Origin of the sequence: Collinsella sp. SGI.178, assembly GCF_050313495.1 — a bacterium.
Taxonomy (GTDB): domain Bacteria; phylum Actinomycetota; class Coriobacteriia; order Coriobacteriales; family Coriobacteriaceae; genus Collinsella.
In genome coordinates this window covers 111,839-133,907 of the sequence record NZ_JBNPLM010000001.1, presented here as the reverse complement: position 1 = coordinate 133,907, position 22,069 = coordinate 111,839, and the positions used below count along the sequence as shown (strand labels likewise).

29 protein-coding genes and 1 riboswitch are annotated in these 22,069 nt (G+C 58.7%); of the genes, 25 read left to right on the top strand and 4 right to left on the bottom strand.

All coding sequences use genetic code 11. From position 1 onward, the window contains the following. Nucleotide 1: 1 nt before the first annotated feature. Nucleotides 2-3,034, top strand: a complete 3,033-nt coding sequence (locus ACQRAQ_RS00545; RefSeq protein WP_427793387.1) for a DEAD/DEAH box helicase family protein — start codon at nucleotides 2-4, stop codon at nucleotides 3,032-3,034. 416 nt (nucleotides 3,035-3,450) lie between these two features. Here the strand turns inward: ACQRAQ_RS00545 and ACQRAQ_RS00540 are convergent, their stop codons facing one another. The 3 genes from ACQRAQ_RS00540 to ACQRAQ_RS00530 all read right to left on the bottom strand — a co-directional run bounded on the left by ACQRAQ_RS00540 (nucleotide 3,451) and on the right by ACQRAQ_RS00530 (nucleotide 5,734). Continuing rightward, nucleotides 3,451-3,873 carry a hypothetical protein gene (locus ACQRAQ_RS00540; protein WP_427793386.1) on the bottom strand — a complete coding sequence of 141 codons (423 nt, stop codon included), beginning with the start codon at nucleotides 3,871-3,873 and terminating at the stop codon, nucleotides 3,451-3,453. An 8-nt stretch (nucleotides 3,874-3,881) separates the two neighbouring features. Continuing rightward, a riboswitch (SAM riboswitch) is annotated at nucleotides 3,882-3,972 on the bottom strand. Nucleotides 3,973-4,269: 297 nt separating this feature from the next. After that, nucleotides 4,270-4,959: a hypothetical protein gene (locus tag ACQRAQ_RS00535; protein WP_427793385.1), complete on the bottom strand. Its 690-nt coding sequence runs from the start codon at nucleotides 4,957-4,959 to the stop codon at nucleotides 4,270-4,272. Between the two features lie 121 nt (nucleotides 4,960-5,080). Further along, the gene (locus tag ACQRAQ_RS00530) at nucleotides 5,081-5,734 is read right to left on the bottom strand and encodes a helix-turn-helix transcriptional regulator (RefSeq protein WP_427793383.1); all 654 of its coding nucleotides are present in this window, start codon (nucleotides 5,732-5,734) and stop codon (nucleotides 5,081-5,083) included. Nucleotides 5,735-6,000: 266 nt separating this feature from the next. On the opposite strand from ACQRAQ_RS00530, the gene ACQRAQ_RS00525 reads away from it, so the two are divergent. Beyond that, a complete protein-coding gene (locus ACQRAQ_RS00525) occupies nucleotides 6,001-6,591 on the top strand; it encodes a nucleotidyltransferase family protein (protein ID WP_427793381.1) in 591 nt (196 codons plus the stop codon). 113 nt (nucleotides 6,592-6,704) lie between these two features. Here the strand turns inward: ACQRAQ_RS00525 and yqeC are convergent, their stop codons facing one another. Continuing rightward, on the bottom strand, nucleotides 6,705-7,442 hold the full coding sequence (gene yqeC / locus ACQRAQ_RS00520; RefSeq protein ID WP_427793380.1) for a selenium cofactor biosynthesis protein YqeC: 738 nt from the start codon (nucleotides 7,440-7,442) through the stop codon (nucleotides 6,705-6,707). Between the two features lie 102 nt (nucleotides 7,443-7,544). Here yqeC and yqeB point away from each other — a divergent pair, with 102 nt between their 5' ends. The 23 genes from yqeB to ACQRAQ_RS00405 all read left to right on the top strand — a co-directional run bounded on the left by yqeB (nucleotide 7,545) and on the right by ACQRAQ_RS00405 (nucleotide 22,058). After that, a complete protein-coding gene (gene yqeB, locus ACQRAQ_RS00515; RefSeq protein WP_427793379.1) occupies nucleotides 7,545-8,339 on the top strand; it encodes a selenium-dependent molybdenum cofactor biosynthesis protein YqeB in 795 nt (264 codons plus the stop codon). 9 nt (nucleotides 8,340-8,348) lie between these two features. Beyond that, complete coding sequence (locus ACQRAQ_RS00510; RefSeq protein ID WP_427793378.1) at nucleotides 8,349-9,392, top strand: XdhC family protein; 1,044 nt, start codon at nucleotides 8,349-8,351, stop codon at nucleotides 9,390-9,392. A gap of 219 nt (nucleotides 9,393-9,611) precedes the next feature. Further along, nucleotides 9,612-9,794, top strand: coding sequence for a hypothetical protein (locus ACQRAQ_RS00505; protein WP_427717692.1), 183 nt, complete (start codon nucleotides 9,612-9,614; stop codon nucleotides 9,792-9,794). Between the two features lie 283 nt (nucleotides 9,795-10,077). Then, a complete protein-coding gene (gene rplE / locus ACQRAQ_RS00500; protein WP_154516073.1) occupies nucleotides 10,078-10,635 on the top strand; it encodes a 50S ribosomal protein L5 in 558 nt (185 codons plus the stop codon). 79 nt (nucleotides 10,636-10,714) lie between these two features. Continuing rightward, nucleotides 10,715-10,900 (top strand): type Z 30S ribosomal protein S14, encoded by a 186-nt coding sequence (locus ACQRAQ_RS00495; RefSeq protein ID WP_022094280.1) that lies wholly within the window; start codon nucleotides 10,715-10,717, stop codon nucleotides 10,898-10,900. A 119-nt stretch (nucleotides 10,901-11,019) separates the two neighbouring features. Next, nucleotides 11,020-11,418, top strand: a complete 399-nt coding sequence (gene rpsH, locus ACQRAQ_RS00490) for a 30S ribosomal protein S8 (RefSeq protein WP_006235262.1) — start codon at nucleotides 11,020-11,022, stop codon at nucleotides 11,416-11,418. Between the two features lie 33 nt (nucleotides 11,419-11,451). Continuing rightward, nucleotides 11,452-11,988: a 50S ribosomal protein L6 gene (gene rplF, locus ACQRAQ_RS00485; protein ID WP_370450587.1), complete on the top strand. Its 537-nt coding sequence runs from the start codon at nucleotides 11,452-11,454 to the stop codon at nucleotides 11,986-11,988. A 75-nt stretch (nucleotides 11,989-12,063) separates the two neighbouring features. Beyond that, nucleotides 12,064-12,432 carry a 50S ribosomal protein L18 gene (gene rplR / locus ACQRAQ_RS00480; RefSeq protein WP_118270231.1) on the top strand — a complete coding sequence of 123 codons (369 nt, stop codon included), beginning with the start codon at nucleotides 12,064-12,066 and terminating at the stop codon, nucleotides 12,430-12,432. Between the two features lie 14 nt (nucleotides 12,433-12,446). Then, the gene (gene rpsE, locus ACQRAQ_RS00475; RefSeq protein ID WP_154516070.1) at nucleotides 12,447-12,971 is read left to right on the top strand and encodes a 30S ribosomal protein S5; all 525 of its coding nucleotides are present in this window, start codon (nucleotides 12,447-12,449) and stop codon (nucleotides 12,969-12,971) included. Between the two features lie 2 nt (nucleotides 12,972-12,973). Continuing rightward, nucleotides 12,974-13,156: a 50S ribosomal protein L30 gene (gene rpmD, locus ACQRAQ_RS00470; RefSeq protein ID WP_154516067.1), complete on the top strand. Its 183-nt coding sequence runs from the start codon at nucleotides 12,974-12,976 to the stop codon at nucleotides 13,154-13,156. A gap of 3 nt (nucleotides 13,157-13,159) precedes the next feature. After that, a complete protein-coding gene (gene rplO, locus ACQRAQ_RS00465; protein WP_006235267.1) occupies nucleotides 13,160-13,609 on the top strand; it encodes a 50S ribosomal protein L15 in 450 nt (149 codons plus the stop codon). Beyond that, nucleotides 13,603-14,889: a preprotein translocase subunit SecY gene (gene secY, locus ACQRAQ_RS00460; RefSeq protein ID WP_370450586.1), complete on the top strand. Its 1,287-nt coding sequence runs from the start codon at nucleotides 13,603-13,605 to the stop codon at nucleotides 14,887-14,889. The genes rplO and secY overlap by 7 nt, the downstream gene beginning before the upstream one ends. 18 nt (nucleotides 14,890-14,907) lie before the next feature. Further along, nucleotides 14,908-15,534: an adenylate kinase gene (locus tag ACQRAQ_RS00455; RefSeq protein ID WP_347486596.1), complete on the top strand. Its 627-nt coding sequence runs from the start codon at nucleotides 14,908-14,910 to the stop codon at nucleotides 15,532-15,534. Next, nucleotides 15,531-16,319, top strand: a complete 789-nt coding sequence (gene map, locus ACQRAQ_RS00450) for a type I methionyl aminopeptidase (protein ID WP_329738298.1) — start codon at nucleotides 15,531-15,533, stop codon at nucleotides 16,317-16,319. Before ACQRAQ_RS00455 ends, map begins: the two co-directional genes overlap by 4 nt. 232 nt (nucleotides 16,320-16,551) lie before the next feature. After that, nucleotides 16,552-16,770: a translation initiation factor IF-1 gene (infA, locus tag ACQRAQ_RS00445; protein ID WP_035137443.1), complete on the top strand. Its 219-nt coding sequence runs from the start codon at nucleotides 16,552-16,554 to the stop codon at nucleotides 16,768-16,770. Nucleotides 16,771-16,920: 150 nt separating this feature from the next. Continuing rightward, entirely contained in the window at nucleotides 16,921-17,034 is a 114-nt protein-coding gene (rpmJ, locus tag ACQRAQ_RS00440; protein ID WP_006363204.1) for a 50S ribosomal protein L36, read from the top strand. Between the two features lie 14 nt (nucleotides 17,035-17,048). Beyond that, nucleotides 17,049-17,423, top strand: coding sequence for a 30S ribosomal protein S13 (gene rpsM / locus ACQRAQ_RS00435; RefSeq protein WP_154516058.1), 375 nt, complete (start codon nucleotides 17,049-17,051; stop codon nucleotides 17,421-17,423). 14 nt (nucleotides 17,424-17,437) lie between these two features. Further along, nucleotides 17,438-17,842 carry a 30S ribosomal protein S11 gene (gene rpsK, locus ACQRAQ_RS00430; RefSeq protein ID WP_006235274.1) on the top strand — a complete coding sequence of 135 codons (405 nt, stop codon included), beginning with the start codon at nucleotides 17,438-17,440 and terminating at the stop codon, nucleotides 17,840-17,842. Nucleotides 17,843-17,861: 19 nt separating this feature from the next. After that, nucleotides 17,862-18,458, top strand: coding sequence for a 30S ribosomal protein S4 (rpsD, locus tag ACQRAQ_RS00425; protein WP_006235275.1), 597 nt, complete (start codon nucleotides 17,862-17,864; stop codon nucleotides 18,456-18,458). 32 nt (nucleotides 18,459-18,490) lie between these two features. After that, nucleotides 18,491-19,432: a DNA-directed RNA polymerase subunit alpha gene (locus tag ACQRAQ_RS00420; RefSeq protein ID WP_154516055.1), complete on the top strand. Its 942-nt coding sequence runs from the start codon at nucleotides 18,491-18,493 to the stop codon at nucleotides 19,430-19,432. Between the two features lie 30 nt (nucleotides 19,433-19,462). Continuing rightward, entirely contained in the window at nucleotides 19,463-19,945 is a 483-nt protein-coding gene (rplQ, locus tag ACQRAQ_RS00415; protein ID WP_427727167.1) for a 50S ribosomal protein L17, read from the top strand. Between the two features lie 92 nt (nucleotides 19,946-20,037). Continuing rightward, nucleotides 20,038-20,862, top strand: a complete 825-nt coding sequence (truA, locus tag ACQRAQ_RS00410; RefSeq protein WP_427747848.1) for a tRNA pseudouridine(38-40) synthase TruA — start codon at nucleotides 20,038-20,040, stop codon at nucleotides 20,860-20,862. Between the two features lie 35 nt (nucleotides 20,863-20,897). Continuing rightward, nucleotides 20,898-22,058 carry a glycosyltransferase gene (locus tag ACQRAQ_RS00405; protein WP_427793376.1) on the top strand — a complete coding sequence of 387 codons (1,161 nt, stop codon included), beginning with the start codon at nucleotides 20,898-20,900 and terminating at the stop codon, nucleotides 22,056-22,058. Nucleotides 22,059-22,069 lie beyond the last annotated feature (11 nt).

The window sequence follows — 22,069 nt, the reverse complement described above, 5'->3', positions numbered from 1 at the left end:
CATGGCTTTGGAAATAAAATACTCTGCCGATCAAGAGCATCAGGTCGAGGCCATCGATGCTGTATGTAACTTGTTTCGCGGCCAGGAGTTCATGGACTCCGATTTTGTCGCGGAGATGGGCATCGGCCTCCATGAGGGCCAGGTTGTCCAGGTGGGCCACGCCAACGGTCTGCGCCTTTCTGGCTCCCAACTGGAGCGTAATCTTCACGCCATCCAAGAGGGCAACGCGCTCGCCCCAACGAGCGTGCCCACCGACGGTCGCTTGCGTGACTTCACCGTGGAGATGGAGACCGGCACCGGCAAGACCTACTGCTACATCCGCACCATCTACGAGCTCAACCGCCGCTACGGGTTGACTAAGTTCATTATTGTCGTGCCAAGCGTCGCCATCCGCGAGGGCGTGAAGAAGAGTTTCGAGAGCACCAAGAGCCACTTCGACGTGCTCTACGACAAGACGCCACTCGAGTGCTTCGTCTACGATTCGAGCAAGATGGAGCGCATCAACGGGTTCGCCATCTCAAGCTTCATCCAGGTGATGATTATCAACATCGGCGCCTTCGACAAGGACAACGACTTCGATGAGGACGAGATTGCTGAGTCGGCGGGTAAGAGGGATAAACGCAACCTGTTTCATCGTCCAAGTGAAGATCTTATTGGTGGCCAGATCCCCCGCGAACTTGTGGCTTCATGCAATCCCATCGTCATCATCGATGAGCCGCAGAGCGTTGACTCTACCGCCAAGCGTAAGAAAGCCATCCGCAGCCTGAACCCGCTGTTCGTGTTGCGCTACTCAGCCACGCACAAGGAGGCATATAACAAGGTTTATCGCTTGACGCCTGTCGATGCCTTTCAGCGTGGACTGGTCAAGGGCATTACCGTCGATTCGGTGCTTTCGCAGGAGGACCTGAATGGCTCGTACGTGAGGCTTGAGTCTACAAAGATCGCCTCGTCCATTACGGCCAAGCTGACGATTGATGTGCGCCAGAAGGATGGTTCTCAGAAGCGCAAAAAGGTAAACGTCAAGACGGGTGACAACCTGTTTAACAAGAGCGGCGAGAATGCCGACTATGAGGCCGGCTGGATCGTGAGTAACATCTCCGCTGCTGCTGGCGACGAATGGGTTGAGTTCCAGAACGGCGAACGCATCGGGCTTGGTCAGGCCGTTGGTGATGTTGCGGCCGAGGCTATCAAGCGCGCGCAAATCAAGAGCACCATCGAGGACCATCTGCAGCGTCAGCTCGAGCTTGCCCCGCGCGGCATCAAGGTGCTTTCGCTGTTCTTTGTCGACAAGGTTGAGAAGTACCGTCTGTATGATCCGGTGCGAAACGGCGAGTATGCGCAGATGTTCGAGGAGGAATATACCGCAGCGGTGAATTCGCCCAAGTGGCGCAAGCGCTATGCCGAAGCTGACGTGAAATTGGATACGGATGCTACTGCGGTGCATTCGGGCTACTTCTCGCAGGACGGCAAGGGGCGACTAAAGAATACGACCGATGCGGCGTCCTCGGCGGCCGACATTTCGACCTTCGAGACTATCATGCGTGATAAGGAGACACTACTTTCCTTCCCTGCGGACGGCGATGACGACGAGACGCGTGCAAAGAAACGCATTCAGTTTATCTGGAGCCACTCCGCCCTTAAGGAGGGCTGGGATAACCCCAACGTGTTCCAGATCTGCACGCTGGTGGAAACCAAGGACAAGCTGACTAAGCGTCAGAAAATCGGTCGTGGTCTTCGTTTGTGCGTAGATCAGAATGGTGAGCGCTGCTATGACGAAGGCGTGAACGTACTGACCGTCATCGCAAACGAGAGCTATGACTCGTTTGCCAATGGCTTGCAGTCTGAGTTTGAGGAGGATGGCTACAAGTTTGGTATTCTCACCGCTGAGTCTTTCTCGAATGTCGTGGTGGAACGCGAGGACGGAACCGAGGAGCTCTTGGGCTTCCAGAAGTCTAAGGCCGTCTTCGACTCGTTTAAGGACCAGGGGCTCATCGATGATAAGGGCAAGATTACACCCGAGCTCAAGCAGGCGGCCGAGCAGGGTAGTGTCCCTGTTCCCGAGGGTCTGGAAAACGTTAAGACCGAGGTTGAGCGCATTATCCTCAAGAAGGCTCAGAAGCTGCAGATTCGCGACAAGGCCAAGGAGGTTGAGGTTAAGCTCTGCAAGGATGTGACTGCCAACCCTGCTTTCCAGGAGCTTTGGGAGCGCATTCGCAAACGCACACGCTTTGAGGTCGATGTGGACTCCGACAAGCTGGTCGAGGACGCGTGCGAGGAGATTGCCAAGATGCCTGAGGTGAAGGCGCCTGAAATCCTGAGCACGCGTGCAGATCTGACCGTAGATACAGCTGGAGTGAATGCCGAGGCGCGCTCGACCGCGCTCGTGCGAACGGCGGGTCGCGCAGTGTATGACTTGCCCGATCCTATCGCGGAGCTGCAGGATGCCGTCGGTCTTACCCGTGCTACCATCAAGCGCATTCTTGAGGGTTGTGGTCGCTATGACGAGTTTGCTCTCAATCCCGCGCTGTTCCTAGCCCAGGTGGCTTCTAAGGTGAACAAGGTTAAGGCCGTGGCAATTGCCAAGGGAATTAAGTACACCAAGCTGCCCGAGGAAGATTGGTACACGATGAAAGACCTGGACCCAGGAGATCTTAAGGCCTACGTTGGCCAGAACGCCTGGGAGTCCGCGCACCACAAGAGTCTATACAACTATGTTGTCTACGACTCGTCGTCGGTTGAGAAGCCGTTTGCCGTTGAGCTTGATCAGGCCGAGGAGATCAAGGTGTTTGCCAAGCTGCCGAGCAGCTTTAAGATCGACACGCCGTTAGGATCCTACAACCCCGATTGGGCTTACGTGCAAGAGATCGAGGGCGAGCATCGCGTGTATTTTGTTACCGAGACTAAGGGCGGCGGAAACAACGATATCCATACGCGCCCGACCGAGCAGGGTAAGATCAATTGTGCCGAGAAGCACTTCGAAGCCATTTGGGAACCTGACTTCTTCTACAACGTAAAGACGACATATCGCTCGTAAGTAACAGGGGAGGGGGCGTTGAAGAACTATCTTCAACGCCCCCTTGTTATTGGGTATTCGATTGCCGCCTTAATCTCCAGCTTGTTTCTTAGCCACCTGGATGTGGGGCAGAGTTCTTACCAGAGGTCAATAACTCTCTCGGCAGACTCATTGTTGCGCTTTGGTCTTGGAGGGATTTCGACGTCATCTGGGCGTTTGAATTTGCCTCCTGCGGAAAGACCTGTTGCATCCCCATATCCAATGATGGGATCTTGCCATATATCGAATTATCTCTGGGCCATGATGGATCTCCTGCATGGCTGAGCGATTAACCTGGGAATGCTTTCTCCCTAGTAGTCCTTAGTGCATTATCTCGTAACTAGCGAGTCGAGTGGGTGCGTTTAGTGCTTTGCAGCCTTAACGGTACGCGAGTTCGGCTATGCCCCCGCAATCCCGCGGGTCACACTCAGCAGCTCGTACTCCCTCTGGCTCCACTGGTGCAGCCCGGCCGCGCGCACGGCGTCGCGGCACAGGTCCAGGAATACCTCGGCTTCCTCGTAGAAGCACTCGCGAGCAAAGGCGCCAGATCCGTCCGCAACGCACACGCCGTCGGCGAAGAGCATCCAGCTGGACGGCTCGCAGGAGTCATCTCCGAGCAGCTTGATCTGCAGTACGTGCGGGTCGCCGGCGGCGCAGAGCTCTTCCTCGAGCTTCTGTACCGTAAAGCGCATCTGGTGGGAGAGGCTGCTCTTAACCATGGCCGAGGCATAGCCGCTCGGTGCGTCCAGAAGATGCATTCGTTTTGGCTTGGCTGCCAGGTTGTGGAAGTTGCGCTCACTGCGCACGGAGAAATTGTCCATACGGACTCCTTTCATCGATGTTGGCAGGGCCACCGTGCCTCTTGGCCGGTTGGCGTCGGGATCGTGGAGCCAACTCTCTACCCCGACTCTGGATAAAACGCACCCGCTCCTTGCGGGCACGATGGAGTGTATCAGCGCGCGCGGACACAAATCAAGCGCGCCTGCGAAATGATGTGCAGACGGCGCTTGATTACGCGGCAATTATTCGGCCAACATTCGGAAAAGTGTCGAAATCAGCCGTAAGAAAGTACGGAAAAGTGTCGGAATCGGCACCTCAAAAGTACGGAAAAGTGTCGAATCTGACGGTCTCAACATCTGGAAAAGTGTAACCGGATAACAAAACAGCACGTAGAAGCTGGTGCTACATATGGACGTTTCAGCCGCCCTCAGCCCTCGCTACTCGTCCCCGTCGTTGGGGTCGCCCTTGAGGTTGTTGACGTCGAGGTAGTCGTTGCTCTCGTCCTCTTTTTGCTGCGTTGCCGATTCGAACTCGACGGGGCTGCGGAACAGCTGGAATCCCTCAAACGCAATGACGCCAAGTAGCACCACGACAATCGCTATAAAGATAATCTTTGCTACTGGATTGAAATCCAAAAAGCGCGGCGCCTCTTCCGCGGCGTAGTAGTCGCCATAATAATCGTCGTTGTCAGTGTGGCTATCGGTGTATGAGGATGTGGGCATAGCTTGCGCGTGGTCGTCCGGCTCGTATTCGGAAGCGGACGCGGCGACAAGTGGATTTACCGGCTCGCCGAGCGTCGGCGCGCCGGCAGATGTTTCGTCCAGATCGGCATCAGCCCAGGAATCGAAGGCAAACTGACGGGTCGCAAAGTCGTCGAGATCTGCAACGGGCGGTTCGGGCGCAAGATGCTGCGCCGCGGCGATAAACGATGCCGTCTCGGAAGGATCGCCTGCCGAATGGGTTCCGTCGCCCATGAGCTCGTCGGCGGTCCAGGGGCGGTCGCTCATCACGTCGTCGAGGCTCAACGCAAACAGATCGTCTTCGCCCTCGTCAAACGCGCGTTTCGCATGCCTGGCGGCAGAAGCGAAGCCTCCGTGGCCGTTGCGCGATGCGTTGCTCGACCCCATCTTGTTCCATCCTTTCGAACTATCTCGTCCTTCGATTATATGGAACTTGCCTTGCGGCCGAGTCTTGGATTCGTGCATTCCAGAACTCGCGCCCAAAAGGGGAGGGGCGCAGGCGCGCTGACTATTTTTCGCCGGCCTCTGCCTTTGCTTCGTTGAGGTAGCTATAGAAGCTGTACTTAGAGATGCCAAAGAACTCGCAGGCACGCTCGCTCGACTTGGAAATGAGGAAGGCGCCGCGACGATCGAGGTAGCCAATGGCGCGAATGCGCTCATCTTTGGTCATAAGGGCTGCGGGCTTGCCCACGTATTGCTCGCACTCGCGCAGCAGATCTTCGAGCAAGTCGCCGATGGTTTTGGTAATGGGCTCGGGCTCGGTGTAGCCCGTGCCGTCGGTGCCGGTAAAGGCATCGAGCGAGCGCTCAAAAGCTTTCATGAGCGTAATGTCATAGTTAATGCCCAAAATGCCGACGGGCTTGCCCTCGTCGTTGCGGATAAAGATGGTCGAGGACTTAAGCAGCTTGCCATCGGCGGTTTTGGTGAGGTATGGCTCGCGGTCGTGCACGTCGGTGGTGTCCTCGTGCATGGACTCAAACACAATATGGCTGGGGCCGTCGCCCAGCTTGCGCCCGCTTACATGGCCGTTTTCGATTACCACGATGGAGTGGTCCACGTCCTCGGTCTCCAGATCGTGGACGACGACTTCGCAGTTGGGGCCAAACTGGAGCGCCAGGCCGTGTGCAAGGCGCTTATAAAACTCAATCTGTGCGGGGGTCATCGGTGCCTTCCTAAAAATTAGTTTGGGCACACTTTGCCATAAACCCCACTTGTTCGCAAATAACGAAAGTGCCGCTGCGTTATGAGCGCAACGCCGTCCGTTGGTTTCAGGTCTAAAGCCGGGTTGAGGTAAGCCATGTAAAGGGGGCGCTCTGCCAACCGGCGGGATGCCCCCTTTTGCATCGTGGGCGTGCGGGATAAGCGCTTTCGATGTAGATGCCCCGCGACGCGCGTTATGGGTACGATGGCTTCAGGGGAGGTATCGCCATGAAACTTGGTTGCGTCATTATGGCCTCGGGCGAGGGCAAGCGGTTTGGCTCTAACAAGATGCTTGCCGATATCTATGGCGAGCCGCTGATTGCCCGGACCATCGATTCGGTTCCCCGGGGCTTTGACGTTGTGGTTTCGACGCGTTGGCCCGAGGTTGCTCAGATTTGCGAGGACAAGCATTGCCCGTGCGTGCTGCATGATGGCGCGCTCAGGAGCGAGAGCGTGCGCGCCGGCCTTACTTGGGGAGCCGATCGCGATTGGAGGGGCTGCCTCTTTTTGCCGGGCGACCAGCCGCTCGTGAGTTCGGATTCCTTTGAGGCACTCGCCGGTGCTTTTAAGGCCAACGGCGGTGTCGCGCCCGTGCGTCTTGCCCTGAACGGCGAGCCGGCCTCTCCGGTGCTGTTCCCCGCGAGCTTCTTTCCTAACCTTATGGGGCTTAAGGGCAAGGACGGCGGATCGTCGCTGCTGCGCGGCCGTGCCGATATCCAGTTGGTCGAGGCACGTGCCTACGAGCTGTGGGATGTCGACACCGCCAAGGGCCAGCGCCGCGTCTCAGAACACGTTGCGGCCTGCTACGTGCCCCGCTAGCAGGGGGTGCCGCCAGGGTAGCTAATTTGGGACGGGGCTCTTTTAGCTACCCTGCCTACCTGATGATTTTTCTCTCAACATGGGGTAGCTAAAAGAGCCCCGTCCCAAATTAGCTACCCCTGGAGGCTGGTGGCGACGACGGGGCGGCCGAGGGCTGCTTCGAAGCGGGCTGCCATAGCCGGGTCGCTGAGCGCGTCGACTTGGTTGAGCATGACGCGTGCGGTGCAGAGTCCCAGCGCCTGCATCTCGGCATTGAGCACCTGGGCGACGCGCTCGGGCGTGGCGATGTCGGTGGGCTCGCAGCCGCAACGCTCGCAAAAGAGCGCGGGGCGGTGGACAACCTCGGCAACGGGCTTGCCGAGCCCCGAGGCGCCGACGATCCAGACGATGTTGGCCGTGCCAGAGGGAATCACCGGCTCCCAGGCGGCGTGGGCCTTGAGCGGGAGCCGCTTGCTGCCGTCCGCCTCGGCCAAGACGTAGTTAAAGCGTTGTGCCAGCTCGCCGAGCGGCTCGGCGGGGGCGGAGAGCTTGCCCGTCTCGGGGTCCAAGACACCTGCTTGGCAGATGCTTCCCCGCGCAAGGCCCGCGCAGGCCTCGCAGGTGCAACCGGGGACATGTGAGGCGCCCGGCTTCCAAGGTGCGGCGTCCAGGCGACGACTCGACCCGTCCCATGGCACGCCGGCGACGGGAAACATATGCGTGGTGGTGCAGAGGAGCACGCGGTCGCCCGCGCGCATAAGCTCAAGGCCGAGCGCCTTTAGCAAGGTCGACTTGCCACCGCTGCCGATAATTGCGGTAATGCCCGGCTCGAGCTTGAGCGCGGAGGCAAGGTTTCCGCTCGTCGTTTCCATCTGTTCACCGCCGTATAATACTGTGATAATAAATAATCATCAGAGTAGCGGCCGAACCGCTTTTGCTCTGCTCAAACCGTAGCACAGGGAGGTGCCCCGGAAATGCTCGTTTATGTTCGCGGCGCCGGCGATATCGCCACGGGCGTCGCCGCCCGTTTGGTGCGCGCCGGCGTGTCGGTTGTCATGGCCGATATCGCGGTTCCCACGTGTATCCGTCGCACGATCAGTTTTTGCGAGGCCATTCGCCTGGGCGAGGTCCAGGTCGAGGGCATTCGCGCTCGCTTGGCGCAGACGCCGGCAGAGGCGCTTGCAATTACCCAGGCCGGAGATGTCGCCGTCGTGGTGGATCCCCAGGCCAAGATGCTCGACGAACTTAAGCCCGCTGCCGTGGTCGACGCGATCCTGGCCAAGCGCAATTTGGGCACCACGCGCGATATGGCGCCTGTCGTCATCGCCGTGGGGCCGGGCTTTACCGCGCCGGTCGATTGCGATGCCGTGGTCGAGACCATGCGCGGGCATTTTCTCGGCCACGTCATCACCCAGGGCTCGCCCCAGCCCAATACGGGCGTGCCGGGTGTCATCGCCGGCTATGGCAAGGAGCGCGTTATCCACAGCCCCGCCGCCGGCGTGTTTAGGTCCGACCGCGCGATTGGCGACATCGTGAGTGCCGGCGATGTGATCGGGTATGCGGGCGACACTCCCATGGTCACGCAGATTGACGGCTGCTTGCGCGGGCTTTTGGCCGACGGCGTTCTGGTGACCGAGGGCTTTAAATGTGCCGATGTCGATCCACGCGGCGATGCCAGCTATATCAACTATATTTCGGACAAGGCGACGTCGGTCGGCGGCGGCGTGCTCGAGGCGCTCGCCATGTTCACCGACGTTTTTAGGGGATAGGAAGCGACGATGGAAAAGCTCGATGTGGTGAATGCTGCGCTTGGCGCTCTGAAGGCTGGTAAGACGTGCGAGCTGGTGGTAGTGGCCGGCACGGCAGGGTCATCGCCGCGCGGTGTGGGCGCATGGATGGCCGTCTTTGCCGATGGCAGCCAAGCGGGCACCATCGGCGGCGGTAAGATTGAGCTCCTTGCGCTGGCCGAGGCGCGCGAGCTGTTGGCCGCAGGGCAGTCGCGCCTGGTCCGCTACACCATGGGCGGCGAGAACTCCGATACCGGCATGATCTGCGGCGGAGCCATCTGCCTGTGCTATCTGCACCTGGATGCATCGCAGGCGCCGTTGTTCCAGTCGGTTGCCGACGTCTTGGCGTATCGACGCATCGGCGACTTCGTCATCGACTTTGAACCGTTTATCGCAAGCGCGCTCGAAGGCGACGCTGCCGAATACCATGGCGAGGAGTCGCGCCGCACCATTGTGGGTTGCCCCGGGCTTTCGCTGACGGAAGAGGGGAGTAAGGTCACCTACACCAACGCCGCCTCCGAGATTCCCCCGGCGCACATCGAGACGCTTTGCCCCGAAGGCCTGACATACATCTTTGGCTGCGGTCACGTGGGCGCCGCGACGGCGCGCGTGCTCACGGCGGCGGGCTTTGCCGTTGTGGCGTGCGATGACCGCCCCGGCACGTTGACGCCCGAATGGGTGCCCGGCGTCTACGACCGTCGTCTGGTCGACTACAAGAACCTGGACGAGCAATGCCCCATCGGTCCGCGCGATCTGGTAGTCGTCGCCACGGCGGGCCACAAGTCCGATATCGATGTGGTGATTCAGGCCTTGCGCGCCAAGCCCGCCTATTTGGGTTGCCTGGGTTCGCGCCGCAAGACGGCCTTTGTGCGGGCTCGCTTGGAGCAGGAGGGCTTTACGCAGGACCAGATCGACGAGCTGCACCTGCCGATCGGCGTTGCCATTCAGGCCGAGGATCCCGAAGAGATCGCCATCTCCATCGCCGCCGAGATGATCCATCTGCGTCGCACCAAGCTCGTCCCCCGCAAGCGCTAGTCGCATCCCAGGGGTAGCTAATTTGGGACGGGGCTCTTTTAGCTACCCTGCCTGCTCGATGATTTTCGCTCGCTGTTGGGTAGCTAAAAGAGCCCCGTCCCAAATTAGCTACCCCAGCCCTCTGCCGCATGCGGGTCAAAATGCTACTTGTGCCATATGCCCTATAATGTCCGCCCGTTGGGCGGCATAGGGCCGCTGCCTAGGGTATGGGAGGCGCAAATGGCAGAGTCGGTGGCAGGGGACGCCCTGTTCGAACGTACGGGAAAAGTTTCGTTTGTGCAGGTATTGCCCCATGCACTGCAGCATGTACTGGCGGCATTCGCGGGTATCGTCACGCCCGCTATCATCATCGCGTCGGTCTGCGGCTTCACGCCTCAAGAGGAAGCCGATGAGTTGCGGTGAAATACGGATTGTTTAAGCCGGTTAAGCTGTCAAACAGTCCCTATTTCACCGCAACGGCTTTTTGGGACCCATTTGTGCGGGGGAGTTGTGGAGTTGTGCAGGCAGACGATGTTTTTCTGGAAATACGCACCCAATGCGCGTATAGTACCGATTGTTTTGTCGGCTCCTGCTGCGTCGAGTCCAAACCGCGAAATGCCATGAGCGGCGCGGATGCAGTCAGGAGGCACGAGGACAACCCACCGTGGCCACGCCCCGTGCTTAAAACCCCAAGAAGGAGTGAACAATGGCAGAAGAGAAGTATGTGCCGCGTCTGAAGGCCAAGTACAACAACGAGGTCAAGCAGCAGCTTCAGGACAAGTTCCAGTACGAGAACGTCATGATGATCCCCAAGTTTGAGAAGATCGTCGTGAACATGGGTGTCGGCGAGGCCGCTACCGATTCCAAGGCCATCGACGGTGCCGTGCGCGACCTGCGCGCCATCACCGGCCAGCAGCCGATGATCACCCGCGCCCGCAAGTCCATCGCTACCTTCCGCCTGCGCGCTGGTATGCCGATCGGCTGCAAGGTTACCCTGCGTGGCGACCGTATGTGGGAGTTCTTCGATCGTCTGACCTCCGTCGCTATCCCCCGTATCCGCGACTTCCGCGGTATCTCCGCCAAGAGCTTCGACGGCCGTGGTAACTTCTCCATGGGCGTCACCGAGCAGCTCATCTTCCCCGAGATCGACTTTGACTCCGTCGATCACCAGCGTGGTATGGACATCACTTTCGTGACCACCGCCAACACCGATGAGGAGGCCAAGGCCCTTCTGGACGCCTTTGGTTTCCCGTTCAAGAAATAGGTTCACCTGCCCTATAAGCGCCGTTCCCACAAGGGGGCGGCGCTTGGGGCGAACAATACTCTATGTGAGGAGGATATAAGTGGCTAAGACATCGATGATCGTCAAGTGCAATCGCAAGCAGAAGTTCTCTACTCGTGAGTACACGCGCTGCCAGCGCTGCGGCCGTCCGCACTCTGTGTACCGCAAGTTCGGCCTGTGCCGTGTCTGCTTCCGCGAGCTTGCACTCAAGGGCGAGCTTCCCGGCGTTAAGAAGGCCAGCTGGTAAGTCACTACCAGCGTTTCAAGCATCCGTTTGGAACAGGGAAAACGTGCTAGTTAGGCTTTGCCGTTAAGGGCGGCGAAGAACCAAGAGCACGTGTTCATCAAGAACGAAGGAGAATCTGTATGAACCTTACAGACCCGATCGCAGATATGCTTACGCGCATTCGTAACGCTAACTCTGTGAACAAGGCCACGGTCTCCATGCCGAGCAGCAAGAAGCTCGTCGAGATCGCTCGTGTTCTGCACGAGGAGGGCTACATCGAGGGCTACGATGTCGAGGACACCGTTCCCCAGAAGACTCTGCACATCACGCTTAAGTATGGTCCCAAGAAGGCTAAGGTCATCAACGGCATCCGCCGCATTTCCAAGCCGGGCCTGCGTAAGTACACCGGCGTTGCCGACATGCCCCGCGTCCGCGGTGGCCTTGGTACCGCCATTATTTCCACCAGCCATGGCGTCATGACCGACCGCGATGCTCGCAAGCACAACGTCGGCGGCGAGATCATCGCTTACGTCTGGTAATTCGCTCGGTAGGTAGAAGGAAAGGAGATCACCGTGTCTCGTATCGGTAATAAGCCTGTCCAGATTCCCGCCGGAGTCGAAGTGGCAGTCAACGGCAACAACGTTGTCGTCAAGGGCCCCAAGGGCCAGCTCGAGCTCGATGTCTATGAGAAGCTCGCTATCAACATCGAGGACAACGTCCTCACCGTTTCCCGTCCCGACGACGAGCGTGAGACCCGTGCCCGCCACGGCCTCACCCGCGCCCTCATCCACAACATGGTTGTTGGCGTTTCCGAGGGCTTCGAGAAGAAGCTCGAGCTCGCCGGCGTCGGTTACCGCGTGCAGCAGAAGGGCAAGAACCTCGAGTTCTCCCTGGGCTTCTCGCACCCCGTGATCGTCGAGGCTCCCGAGGGCATCACCTTCGAGGTTCCCGACAACACCCACGTGAACGTCAAGGGTATCAACAAGCAGCAGGTCGGTCAGATCGCCGCTGAGATCCGCGGCCATCGTCCTCCCGAGCCTTACAAGGGCAAGGGTATCCACTACGTTGGCGAGCACATCCGCCGCAAGCTGGGTAAGGCCGCCAAGTAGTCGTAACCGACTCACTCGCATAAGACCAGCACCCCGTTAGGTGCTGGCAAGATCAACCTTTTTAGGAGTTTACGTATGAACAAGCATAAGGCGAAGCTGGAAGGCCTCAAGCGTCGTCAGCGTCGTGTTCGCGGCAAGATCTCGGGTACCGCCGAGCGTCCGCGTCTTCGCGTGACCCGTACTAACGCCAACATCTATGCCCAGATCATCGACGACAGCAAGGGCTCCAGCCTGACGCTCGTCTCCGCCTCGACCCTCGAGGCCGAGTTCAAGGGCACCCACACCTCGAACAAGGAGGCTGCGGAGAAGGTCGGTCAGCTCGTTGGCAAGCGTGCCATCGAGGCCGGCATCACCAAGGTCGCCTTCGATCGCGGTGGCCGTATCTACCATGGCCGCGTCAAGGCCCTCGCCGACGGTGCTCGTGCCGCCGGTCTCGAGTTCTAGGAGGTATGTAGCACATGGCTCGTAATCAGAAGCAGCAGCGCGAGGCCTCCGAGTTCGAGGAGCGCGTCGTTTACATCAACCGCGTGTCGAAGACCGTCAAGGGCGGTCGTCGCATGAGCCTCGTCGCTCTCGTCGTCGTTGGCGATGGCAAGGGCAACGTCGGCGTTGGCATGGGCAAGTCCGCTGAGGTGCCCATGGCCATCTCCAAGGCGTCTCTCGATGCCAAGAAGAACATGTTCCACGTGCCGGTGACCGAAGAGGGCACCATTCCGCACGAGGTTATCGGCCACTTTGGTGCCGGCCGCATCATCATCAAGCCCGCTGTCGAGGGTACCGGCGTTATCGCCGGCGGCGCTGTGCGTCCCCTCTTTGAGCTTGCTGGCATCAAGAACGTCCTGTCCAAGTCCCTCGGTACCGACAACGGCCTCAACATCATCAAGGCTGCCGTCGAGGGCCTCAAGGAGCTCTCCAGCCCTGAGGACGTCGCGGCTCGCCGTGGCCTGACGGTCTCCGAGATGTTCGTCGGTAAGGAGAACTAAGCATGGCTGACACCATCAAGATCAAGCAGGTCCGCAGCACCAACGGTTGCAAGCAGGACCAGGTCCGTACTGTCCGTGCCCTCGGTCTCCACAGGATCCGCGAGGTTCGCGAGATTACTGACAACGAGTCCGTCCGCGGCATGATCTTCAAGGTCAAGCACCTTGTCGAGATTGTAGAGGAGTAGCAAATGCAGCTTCACGATCTTACTCCCGCGCCCGGTTCCACCAAGAACCGCAAGCGCGTTGGCCGTGGCAATTCTTCGGGTCACGGCACCACTTCTGGCCGCGGCCAGAAGGGCCAGGGCTCTCGCTCTGGCGGCACCAAGGGTGCCGGCTTCGAGGGTGGCCAGACTCCGCTGGCTATGCGCCTGCCCAAGCTTCCGGGCTTCCGCAACCCCCGTCGTATCGAGTACACCGCTGTTAACGTTGAGCGTCTCGAGCGTAAGTTCGAGGATGGCGCTGTGATCGACGGTGCCGCTCTTAAGGCCGCTCGCATCACCAAGAGCGAGTTCGAGCCCGTCAAGGTGCTCGGCAATGGTGAGCTTACCAAGAAGTTCACGGTCAAGGTCGACAAGGTCAGCGCTTCTGCGCAGGCCAAGATCGAGGCCGCCGGCGGAAAGGTCGAGCTGCCGTGCTAAATGGTCTTAAGAATGCTTTCCGCATCAAAGAACTGCGCGAAAAGATTCTTTTTACCATAGCTATGCTCGTCGTGTACCGCATTGGTGCGCACGTTCCTGTGCCCGGCATTCCCTTCCAGGGGATGCTGGGCCTTTTCTCGACCGATAACAATTCGGTCGCCGCAGGTGCTATGGCCCTCCTGAATCTTTTCTCTGGCGGCGCGTTGAGCTATGTGTCGGTGTTTTCGCTGGGCATCATGCCTTACATCACCAGCTCGATCATCCTCCAGATGCTCCAGGCCGTTGTGCCTTCCCTGCATGAGCTTGCCCGCGAGGGCGAGGTCGGTCAGACCAAGATTACGCAGTATTCGCGTTACCTCACCCTGGCTCTGGCAATCCTCAACTCCGTGGGTTACCTCTTCCTCTTTAAGAGCTTCGGCATCAGCTTTAATGGCGCCGCCGCTCCCGAGATCATCTTCGACCTCATGATCGTCGGCACGCTCACCGCGGGCGCCATGCTGATCATGTGGATTGGTGAGCTCATTACCCAGCGCGGTATCGGCAATGGCATGTCGCTGATCATCTTTGCGAACATCATGGCCGGTCTGCCGCAGGCGATCTTCTCCAGCACCGAGGGCAATGGCGGTGGCATCATCACTATGGTGATCATCTGCGCCATCATCCTGCTGGTTATCCCGCTGATTGTTTTCCTTGAGCGCGGCCAGCGCCGCATTCCGGTCTCCTACGCTAAGCGCGTCGTGGGCCGTCGCATGATGGGTGGCCAGACCACTTACCTGCCCATCAAGGTCAACACCGCGGGTGTCGTGCCGATCATCTTCGCTTCGGCGCTGCTGTACTTCCCGGCTCAGGTTGCCGTGTTCTTCCCCGGCATCGGCTGGATTCAGGCAGTTGCCTCTGCGCTTTCGACCGGTTGGCTCAACTGGGTGCTTAACGTTGTCCTCATCGTGTTCTTCGCGTACTTCTACACCTCCATGGTGTTCAATCCCGATGACACGGCCGACAACCTTAAGAAGCAGGGCGGCTTTATTCCGGGCGTTCGTCCGGGTAGGGCTACCGCGGCCTACATCAAGAACGCGCTCAACAAGATTACGCTTCCCAGCGCTGTCTTTTTGGCGCTCATCGCCATCGTGCCTTCGATCATCTTCTCCTTCACGGGCAATCAGCTGATCCAGGCATTTGGCGGCACGTCCATCCTCATCATGGTCGGCGTCGTGCTCGACACGGTCGACAAGCTCGAAGGCCAGATCAAGATGTATGATTACGATGGATTCTTTAAATAGGCTAGAGGAGGATTGCTCATGAACCTCGTATTGCTCGGAGCTCCGGGTGCCGGTAAGGGCACCGTTGCACAGGAGCTCGTCGCCGAGTTTGGCGTCGCCCACATCTCCACGGGCGACCTGCTGCGTGCTGCCGTCAAGGGTGGCACCGAGCTTGGTATTCAGGCTAAGAAGTACATGGACGCTGGCGAGCTCGTTCCCGACCAGCTCGTGATCGACCTTGTCAAGGAGCGCCTTGCCGCCGATGACGCCCAGCAGGGCTTCATCCTCGACGGCTTCCCGCGCAACACCGCCCAGGCTGTGACGCTCGATTCCGAGCTCTCCGCCATGGGTCGCGAGATCGACTGTGCCCTTCTGGTCGACGTGGCCCCCGAGGTCATCATCGATCGTCTGTCTTCGCGTCGCACCTGCCGCGCCTGCGGTTACACCGGCACTGCTGCCGATGTTACCTGCCCCAAATGCGGCGGCGAGATGTATCAGCGCGACGACGATAAGCCCGAGACCATCAAGAACCGTCTCGACGTCTACGAGAAGTCCACGAGCCCGCTTGTCGATTACTATCGTGGCCAGGGTCTGCTCAAGTCGGTCAACGGTGACCAGGCTCGCGAGACCGTATACGGGGATGTCAAAGAGGCCCTCGGTCTATGATTAAGATTAAGTCTGCAACGCAAATCGAGCAGATGAAGAAGGCAGGAGCGCTATCTAAGATGGCGCTCCGCCACGTTGGAGCCATGGTGCGCCCCGGCGTTTCGACTTTTGAGCTCGATCAGCTCGCGGAGCAGATTATCCGCATGCATGGCGGCACCCCGGCCTTTAAGGGTTACGGCGGGTTCCCGGGGACCATTTGCGCATCGATCAACGATGCCGTGGTCCACGGTATTCCCAACCCCGATATGATCCTGCGCGATGGCGATATCATCTCCATCGATACGGGAGCCGTTGTCGACGGTTGGGTTGGCGATAACGCATGGACGTTTTTCGTCGGCACCCCTACGCCCGAGGCCAAGGCCCTGTGCGAGGTTACGCGCGATTGCCTTAAGGCTGCCATTGAGCAGGCTGTTCCCGGTAACCATATCGGGGATGTTGGTTATGCCGTCCAGTCCCTCGCCGAGTCTCACGGTTATGGCGTGCTTCGTGACTATGTGGGCCATGGCATTGGCCGCGTGATGCACGAGGACCCCAACGTTCCTAACTATGGAAAGAAGGGGAGGGGCGTTCGCCTCCAGGCCGGTATGGTCATTGCCATCGAGCCGATGGTAACGATGGGTTCCAACCATGTGAGCACGGGCTCCGACGGTTGGATCGTCACCACCAACGACCACCTGCCCGCCGCGCACTACGAGAACACCGTCGCCATCACCAATGACGGTCCGGTGATTCTCACCACCGATGCGCAAGGATCCTGGTGTTCGCTCCAAGGCGGAGAAATGTAAAAGTCGCCGCCCCCTGATGCCCAACCTCGCCTTTCAATTTCGAAGGCATGACCCCAAGGTCTATGCCTTCTCATTTCAAGGCGATCTTGGGCATCAGGGAACGGCTTTGTTTTACATTTAGAATGTAATTAGTTCACCGTAGTTGTGGAGCCATTACGAAGTTATTACGATGCGTGTATACGTGTTGTAGAATACTCAATCGCTGTCGTTTTCTAGAGAAAGATGATTGCTTGTGAAGAAGGAAGACGCAATTGAGCTCGAGGGTACGGTAAAGGAACCGTTGCCTAATGCCATGTTTAAGGTCGAGCTCGAGAACGGTCATTCGGTTCTGTGCAACATTTCTGGCAAGATTCGAATGAATTACATCCGTATTCTCCCCGGTGACAGGGTTGTCGTGGAGCTTTCCCCGTACGACCTGACCCGCGGCCGCATCACCTATCGCTACAAATAGCGGCACGCATACACGCACTCTATTTCCGACTGCAGGCTTAGCTCAACCTACGGTCGGATTGTGTGTGAAGACCAGCCATAGTTTTAAACGCCTGCGGCTGGGCGAGTAGATAGTAGGGAAGTAGTTTGAGCGCTACCGAAAGGAAGAACGATGAAGGTACGTCCTTCGGTCAAGAAGATGTGCGATAAGTGCAAAATCATTAGGCGCCATGGCAAGGTCCTCGTCATTTGCGAGAACCCCCGTCATAAGCAGCGTCAGGGTTAAGAGAGGAGACTACGTTGGCCCGTATTAATGGTGTCGACCTCCCGCGTGAGAAGCGCGTTGAGATCGGTCTGACCTACATTTACGGCATCGGCCGCACCACTGCGACGAAGATTTGCGTCGAGTGCAACGTTAACGTGGATACGCGCGTTAAGGACCTCACCGAGGATGAGGTTAACGCCATCCGCGAGTATATCGACAAGAACCAGATCATGGTTGAGGGCGACCTCCGCCGTGAGCGCAACCAGAACGTCAAGCGCCTTATGGACATCGGCTGCAACCGCGGCCTTCGTCACCGCAAGGGCCTCCCGGTCCGCGGCCAGCGCACCCACACTAACGCTCGTACCCGCAAGGGCCCGAAGCGTCAGATCGGTGCTAAGAAGAAGAAATAAGGAGCGCTAGATAGATGGCTACTGCTAAGAAGAACGTTCGCGCTGCCCGTCTGAAGCGCGCGGACCGTAAGAACATTTCCGTGGGCCAGGCTCACATCCGTTCTACGTTCAATAACACGATCGTTTCGATCACCGATCCCCAGGGCAACGTCATTTCCTGGAAGTCGGCTGGCCAGGTGGGCTTCAAGGGCTCCCGTAAGTCCACGCCGTTCGCTGCCCAGATGGCTGCCGAGGCTGCTGCCAAGCAGGCCATGGAGCACGGTATGAAGAAGGTTTCCGTCTTCGTCAAGGGCCCCGGCTCCGGTCGTGAGACCGCCATCCGCTCCCTCCAGGCTGCTGGCCTCGAGGTCTCGAGCATTCAGGACAAGACCCCCATCCCGCACAACGGCTGCCGCCCCAAGAAGCGTCGCCGCGTGTAACTGAAAGGATCGTATCAATATGGCAATCGACAGGACTCCTGTTCTTAAGCGCTGCCGTCAGCTCGGGATCGATCCCGCTGAGCTCGGTTACAGCAGCAAGAAGGAATCTATCCGTCAGCCCAAGCGCCGTCGCAAGGAATCTGAGTACGGCATGCAGCTGCGCGAGAAGCAGAAGGTCAAGTTCATCTATGGCGTTCTGGAGAAGCAGTTCCACGGCTACTTCAACAAGGCCCGTAAGATGAACGGCGTCACCGGTGAGAACCTCATGATCATCCTTGAGTCTCGCCTCGACAACGTTGTTTTCCGTCTTGGCTTCGCTCGCACCCGTAAAGAGGCTCGTCAGTCCGTCCGCCACGGTCACTTCACCGTGAACGGCAAGCGCGTGGACATCCCGTCCTACCGCGTCAAGGCCGGCGACGTCGTCGCTGTCGGCGAGAAGTTCCGTGACCTCCTCCCCATCAAGGAGGCTCTGATTTCCTCCGAGCGCTTTGAGGTCCCTGGCTGGCTTGAGGTCGATATCGAGAAGCTGTCTGGTAACGTGCTCGCTCTGCCGACGCGTGAGCAGATCAGCGGTGATATCAACGAGCAGCTCATCGTCGAGCTCTACTCTAAGTAGTCCATCCGGGCTGCTGAGGCTGGAGGTAATACATGTCAGAATTCATTAGGCCTCAGGTTCAGGTCGAAGAGATCAACGAGACGTCTGCTCGTGTCTCCGTCGAGCCGCTCGAGCGCGGTTACGGTGATACGCTGGGCAACTCCCTGCGTCGCGTTCTTCTGTCCTCGCTCGAGGGTGCCGCCGTCGAGGCTATTCAGATCGATGGTGCGCAGCACGAGTTCATGACCATCCCTAACATGGTCGAGGATGTCACTGACATCGTCCTGAATGTCAAGGGTCTTGTCTTCAGGGCTCTCGGCACGACCGACGAGGCGACCGCCACCATCTCGGTTGACGGCCCCTGCGAGGTCACCGGTGCGGACTTCTTTATTCCGTCCGAGTTTGAGTTGGTCAACCCCGAGCAGCACATCGCTACGCTCACCGAGGGTGGCCATCTCACCATGAGCATGCGCATCGGCTATGGCCGCGGCTATGTCTCTGGCGAGGCCAACAAGCGCGACAACGATCCCATCGGTGTGATCCACGTCGACTCGCTGTACTCGCCGGTATCCCGTTGCGCCAAGCTCGTTGAGGCTTGCCGTGTCGGTCAGCACACCGACTACGACCGCCTTGTCCTCGAGATCGAGACCAACGGCTCCATCGCCCCGCGCGACGCCGTGGTCCAGGCTGCCAATATCATCAACCAGCATATGGCTGCCTTTATGAACCTTGCCGAGACCCCCGAGGTCGAGGAGGAGGTTTCGATCTTCGCTCCCGAGGTCACCAACGACAACGCCGAGCTGGACAAGCAGATCGAGGATCTGGACCTTTCTGTCCGTTCCTACAACTGCCTTAAGCGTGCCAGCATTCACTCGGTCCGTCAGCTCGTTGAGTTCTCGGAGAACGATCTTCTGAACATCCGCAACTTCGGTGTTAAGTCGATCGAGGAAGTGAAGGACAAGCTTGAGTCCATGGGCCTGAGCCTGAAGGCTTAATGCTTCGCATATTTGAGGAGAAACTAGACCATGCGTCACAACGTTAAGAAGGGCCTGAAGCTCGGCACCGATGCGAGCCACACCAAGGCCATGAAGAAGAGCCTGGCCAAGGCCCTCTTCGAGAACGACCGCATCAAGACCACCGAGACCCGCGCTAAGGCGCTGCGTTCGGTTGTCGAGCCGATCATCACCTGGGCCAAGAAGGGCGACCTGCACTCTCGTCGTCTGGCTATCGCCAAGCTCGGCGATAAGCAGCTCGTTGCCGAGATCTTCGACAAGGCTGCTCAGGGCATGTGGCAGGATCGCAACGGCGGTTACACCCGCATCATGAAGCTCGGTACCCGTAAGGGCGACAACGCTCCCATCGTTATCATGGAGCTCGTCACCGAGCCTTGCACGCCCAAGGCCAAGAAGGCTGCTCCGGCCCCCAAGAAGGCCGCTGCTCCCAAGAAGGTCGAGGCTGTCGAGGAGACCGCTGCCGAGGAGGCTCCTGCTGAGGAGACCGCTGAGTAGACAATTCGTCTGCATAGGCTATATTCGAGGGGTACGTTCGCGTACCCCTCTTTTTTTGTCGCGATATCGTTGTTTGTTTGTTGGGAGCGCCCATGACCGCGCCGTCTGATTTCAATTTGACTCCAGAGCTCGATGCCACGTTGGTGTTTCGTGTTGCCTATGACGGCTCGTCCTATAGCGGATTTGCCGAGCAGCCAGGGCAGACGACGGTTGCCGGAGAGCTGCGTCTTGCCATAGAGACGCTCTTGCGCCGCTCAGTCGATTTGACGTGTGCCGGGCGCACCGATGCAGGGGTGCATGCGGTGGCCCAATACATCAGCGTGCCCGTTACGGACGCAGAGCTCGCTTTAACGCGCCGCAGGTGGCTGCGAGCTATGGATGCGCTGCTGCCCAAAGATATCGCCGTTAATGAGGTCTACAAGGCCCGTAAGGGCTTTTCTGCGCGTTTTGACGCACGTTCTCGGACCTATACCTACCGCATTGCCGATCGCGATGCGCGTCCGGTGCTATCGCGTGGTGCGGTATGGTGGCATCGTTATCCTTTGGACGTGGATGCGATGGCAGCCGCCTGCCCAGCGCTTTTGGGCGAACAGGACTTTAAGAGCTTTTGTAAGGTCGCTTCTGCCGTGGGCAAGCCAACGCATCGTTGCGTGATGCGTGCCGAGTTTGGCCACGAGGTCGCCTTTGGCGAGGATATCCTCACGTTTACCATCGAGGGCAATGCGTTTTTGCATTCGATGGTGCGCACCATCGTGGGAACGCTCGTCGAGATCGGCATGCATCGCCGCGATCCCGAGTGGATGCGCGAGGTGATTGACGCTTGCGATCGTACTGCTGCGGGTCCCACGGCGCCGGCGTGCGGCCTTACCTTTATGGGCGTAGATTATGACCCCGGCGAGCTCGTCGCGCTCGAATAGGGGAGAAGCGAGAGCCATCTAAGTATGCTGCTCGTGTGGGCGAGCCGTGTGCAACATCTGTTCTTGGCGTGCAGCGCATCAGGCGACTCATTGCGTTTATTGCCGGGGTGTACCATGAACGGCAGTTGATTATTGTTGTCGAGAGGATGGATAACTTGCTTCGACGTGGCTCGCTTCCGCGACTTTCGGTGATCCTTGTTGTGGAGGGTTCGCCCAGCTACGCGATGCGCGCACTCGAAAGCGTCCAAAACCAAGACCTCTACGATATGCAGATTGTCGTTGCATGTCGCAACGCTGCGCCGGGCGTTCGTCATTCGCTCGATGTTGCCGCGGGCAGAGATATTCACATCGATTTGATAGACGTTGACGATCCGTCGAGCGGAGCTTGCCTTCGCGAGGGTTTTGCCGCTTCGCGCGGGGCCCACATTATCGCAATGAGCGCCGATGAGTGGTTTGCGCCGCACGCGTTTTTGGCAATGCTCGATGTCGCTTGTGAGACCTCGGCAGATATCGTATTTCCCTCGGTGTCGCTCGATCGCTACGATACGCATCGGGAACGCCATTCTCGTATGTTGGACGCGCAATCCATTGCCCTTGCCGACGATGGAGACCGGGCTTTAGGCCTGGCCAAGCTGGTCGAGAGCGGTCTGGTTTGTCAACATTCCGGCGTGATGTATGAACGCTCCCTGTTTGAGTTGTCTCTGCAGCATGCCGAGTCGTATCGTGCGATCGCCTTTTTGGCGCCTGCCCTTTCGCATGCGGAACGCGTATTTGGGTGCGCCGAAGCTTGTTTCCATACGGCCGCGCCATCGGTTGCGGATTCATTCGACCCCACCATGTTCTCGCGACTTTCCGACGACGCCAAGGCGCTTGAAGAGCTTTGCGTGCCATTTGACGCAATAGATGACGATAACCATCTAAAGCTGGCCTGCCAACGGTTTTACTATGGCCGCTTGGTTGCTTGTATCGAGAATTTGTGCCTGAGCCCCCATGGGGTGTCTTCAATTGAGCGCACGGCACGATTGCGTGATATGCTCAACGACGTGCGGACCCGCCAGATGGCGGTGGCCCTTAAGGGAGAGCGCCGAGGCCTTGGGCTTTTGTTTGGGCCGATTGCCAACGTTAAGCCTATGCGCTGCGTTATGTATGCGCATCTGGCTGCTTTTTTGAACAGAACGGGCGCAAGGATAGCCTAGCTGTGTCATAT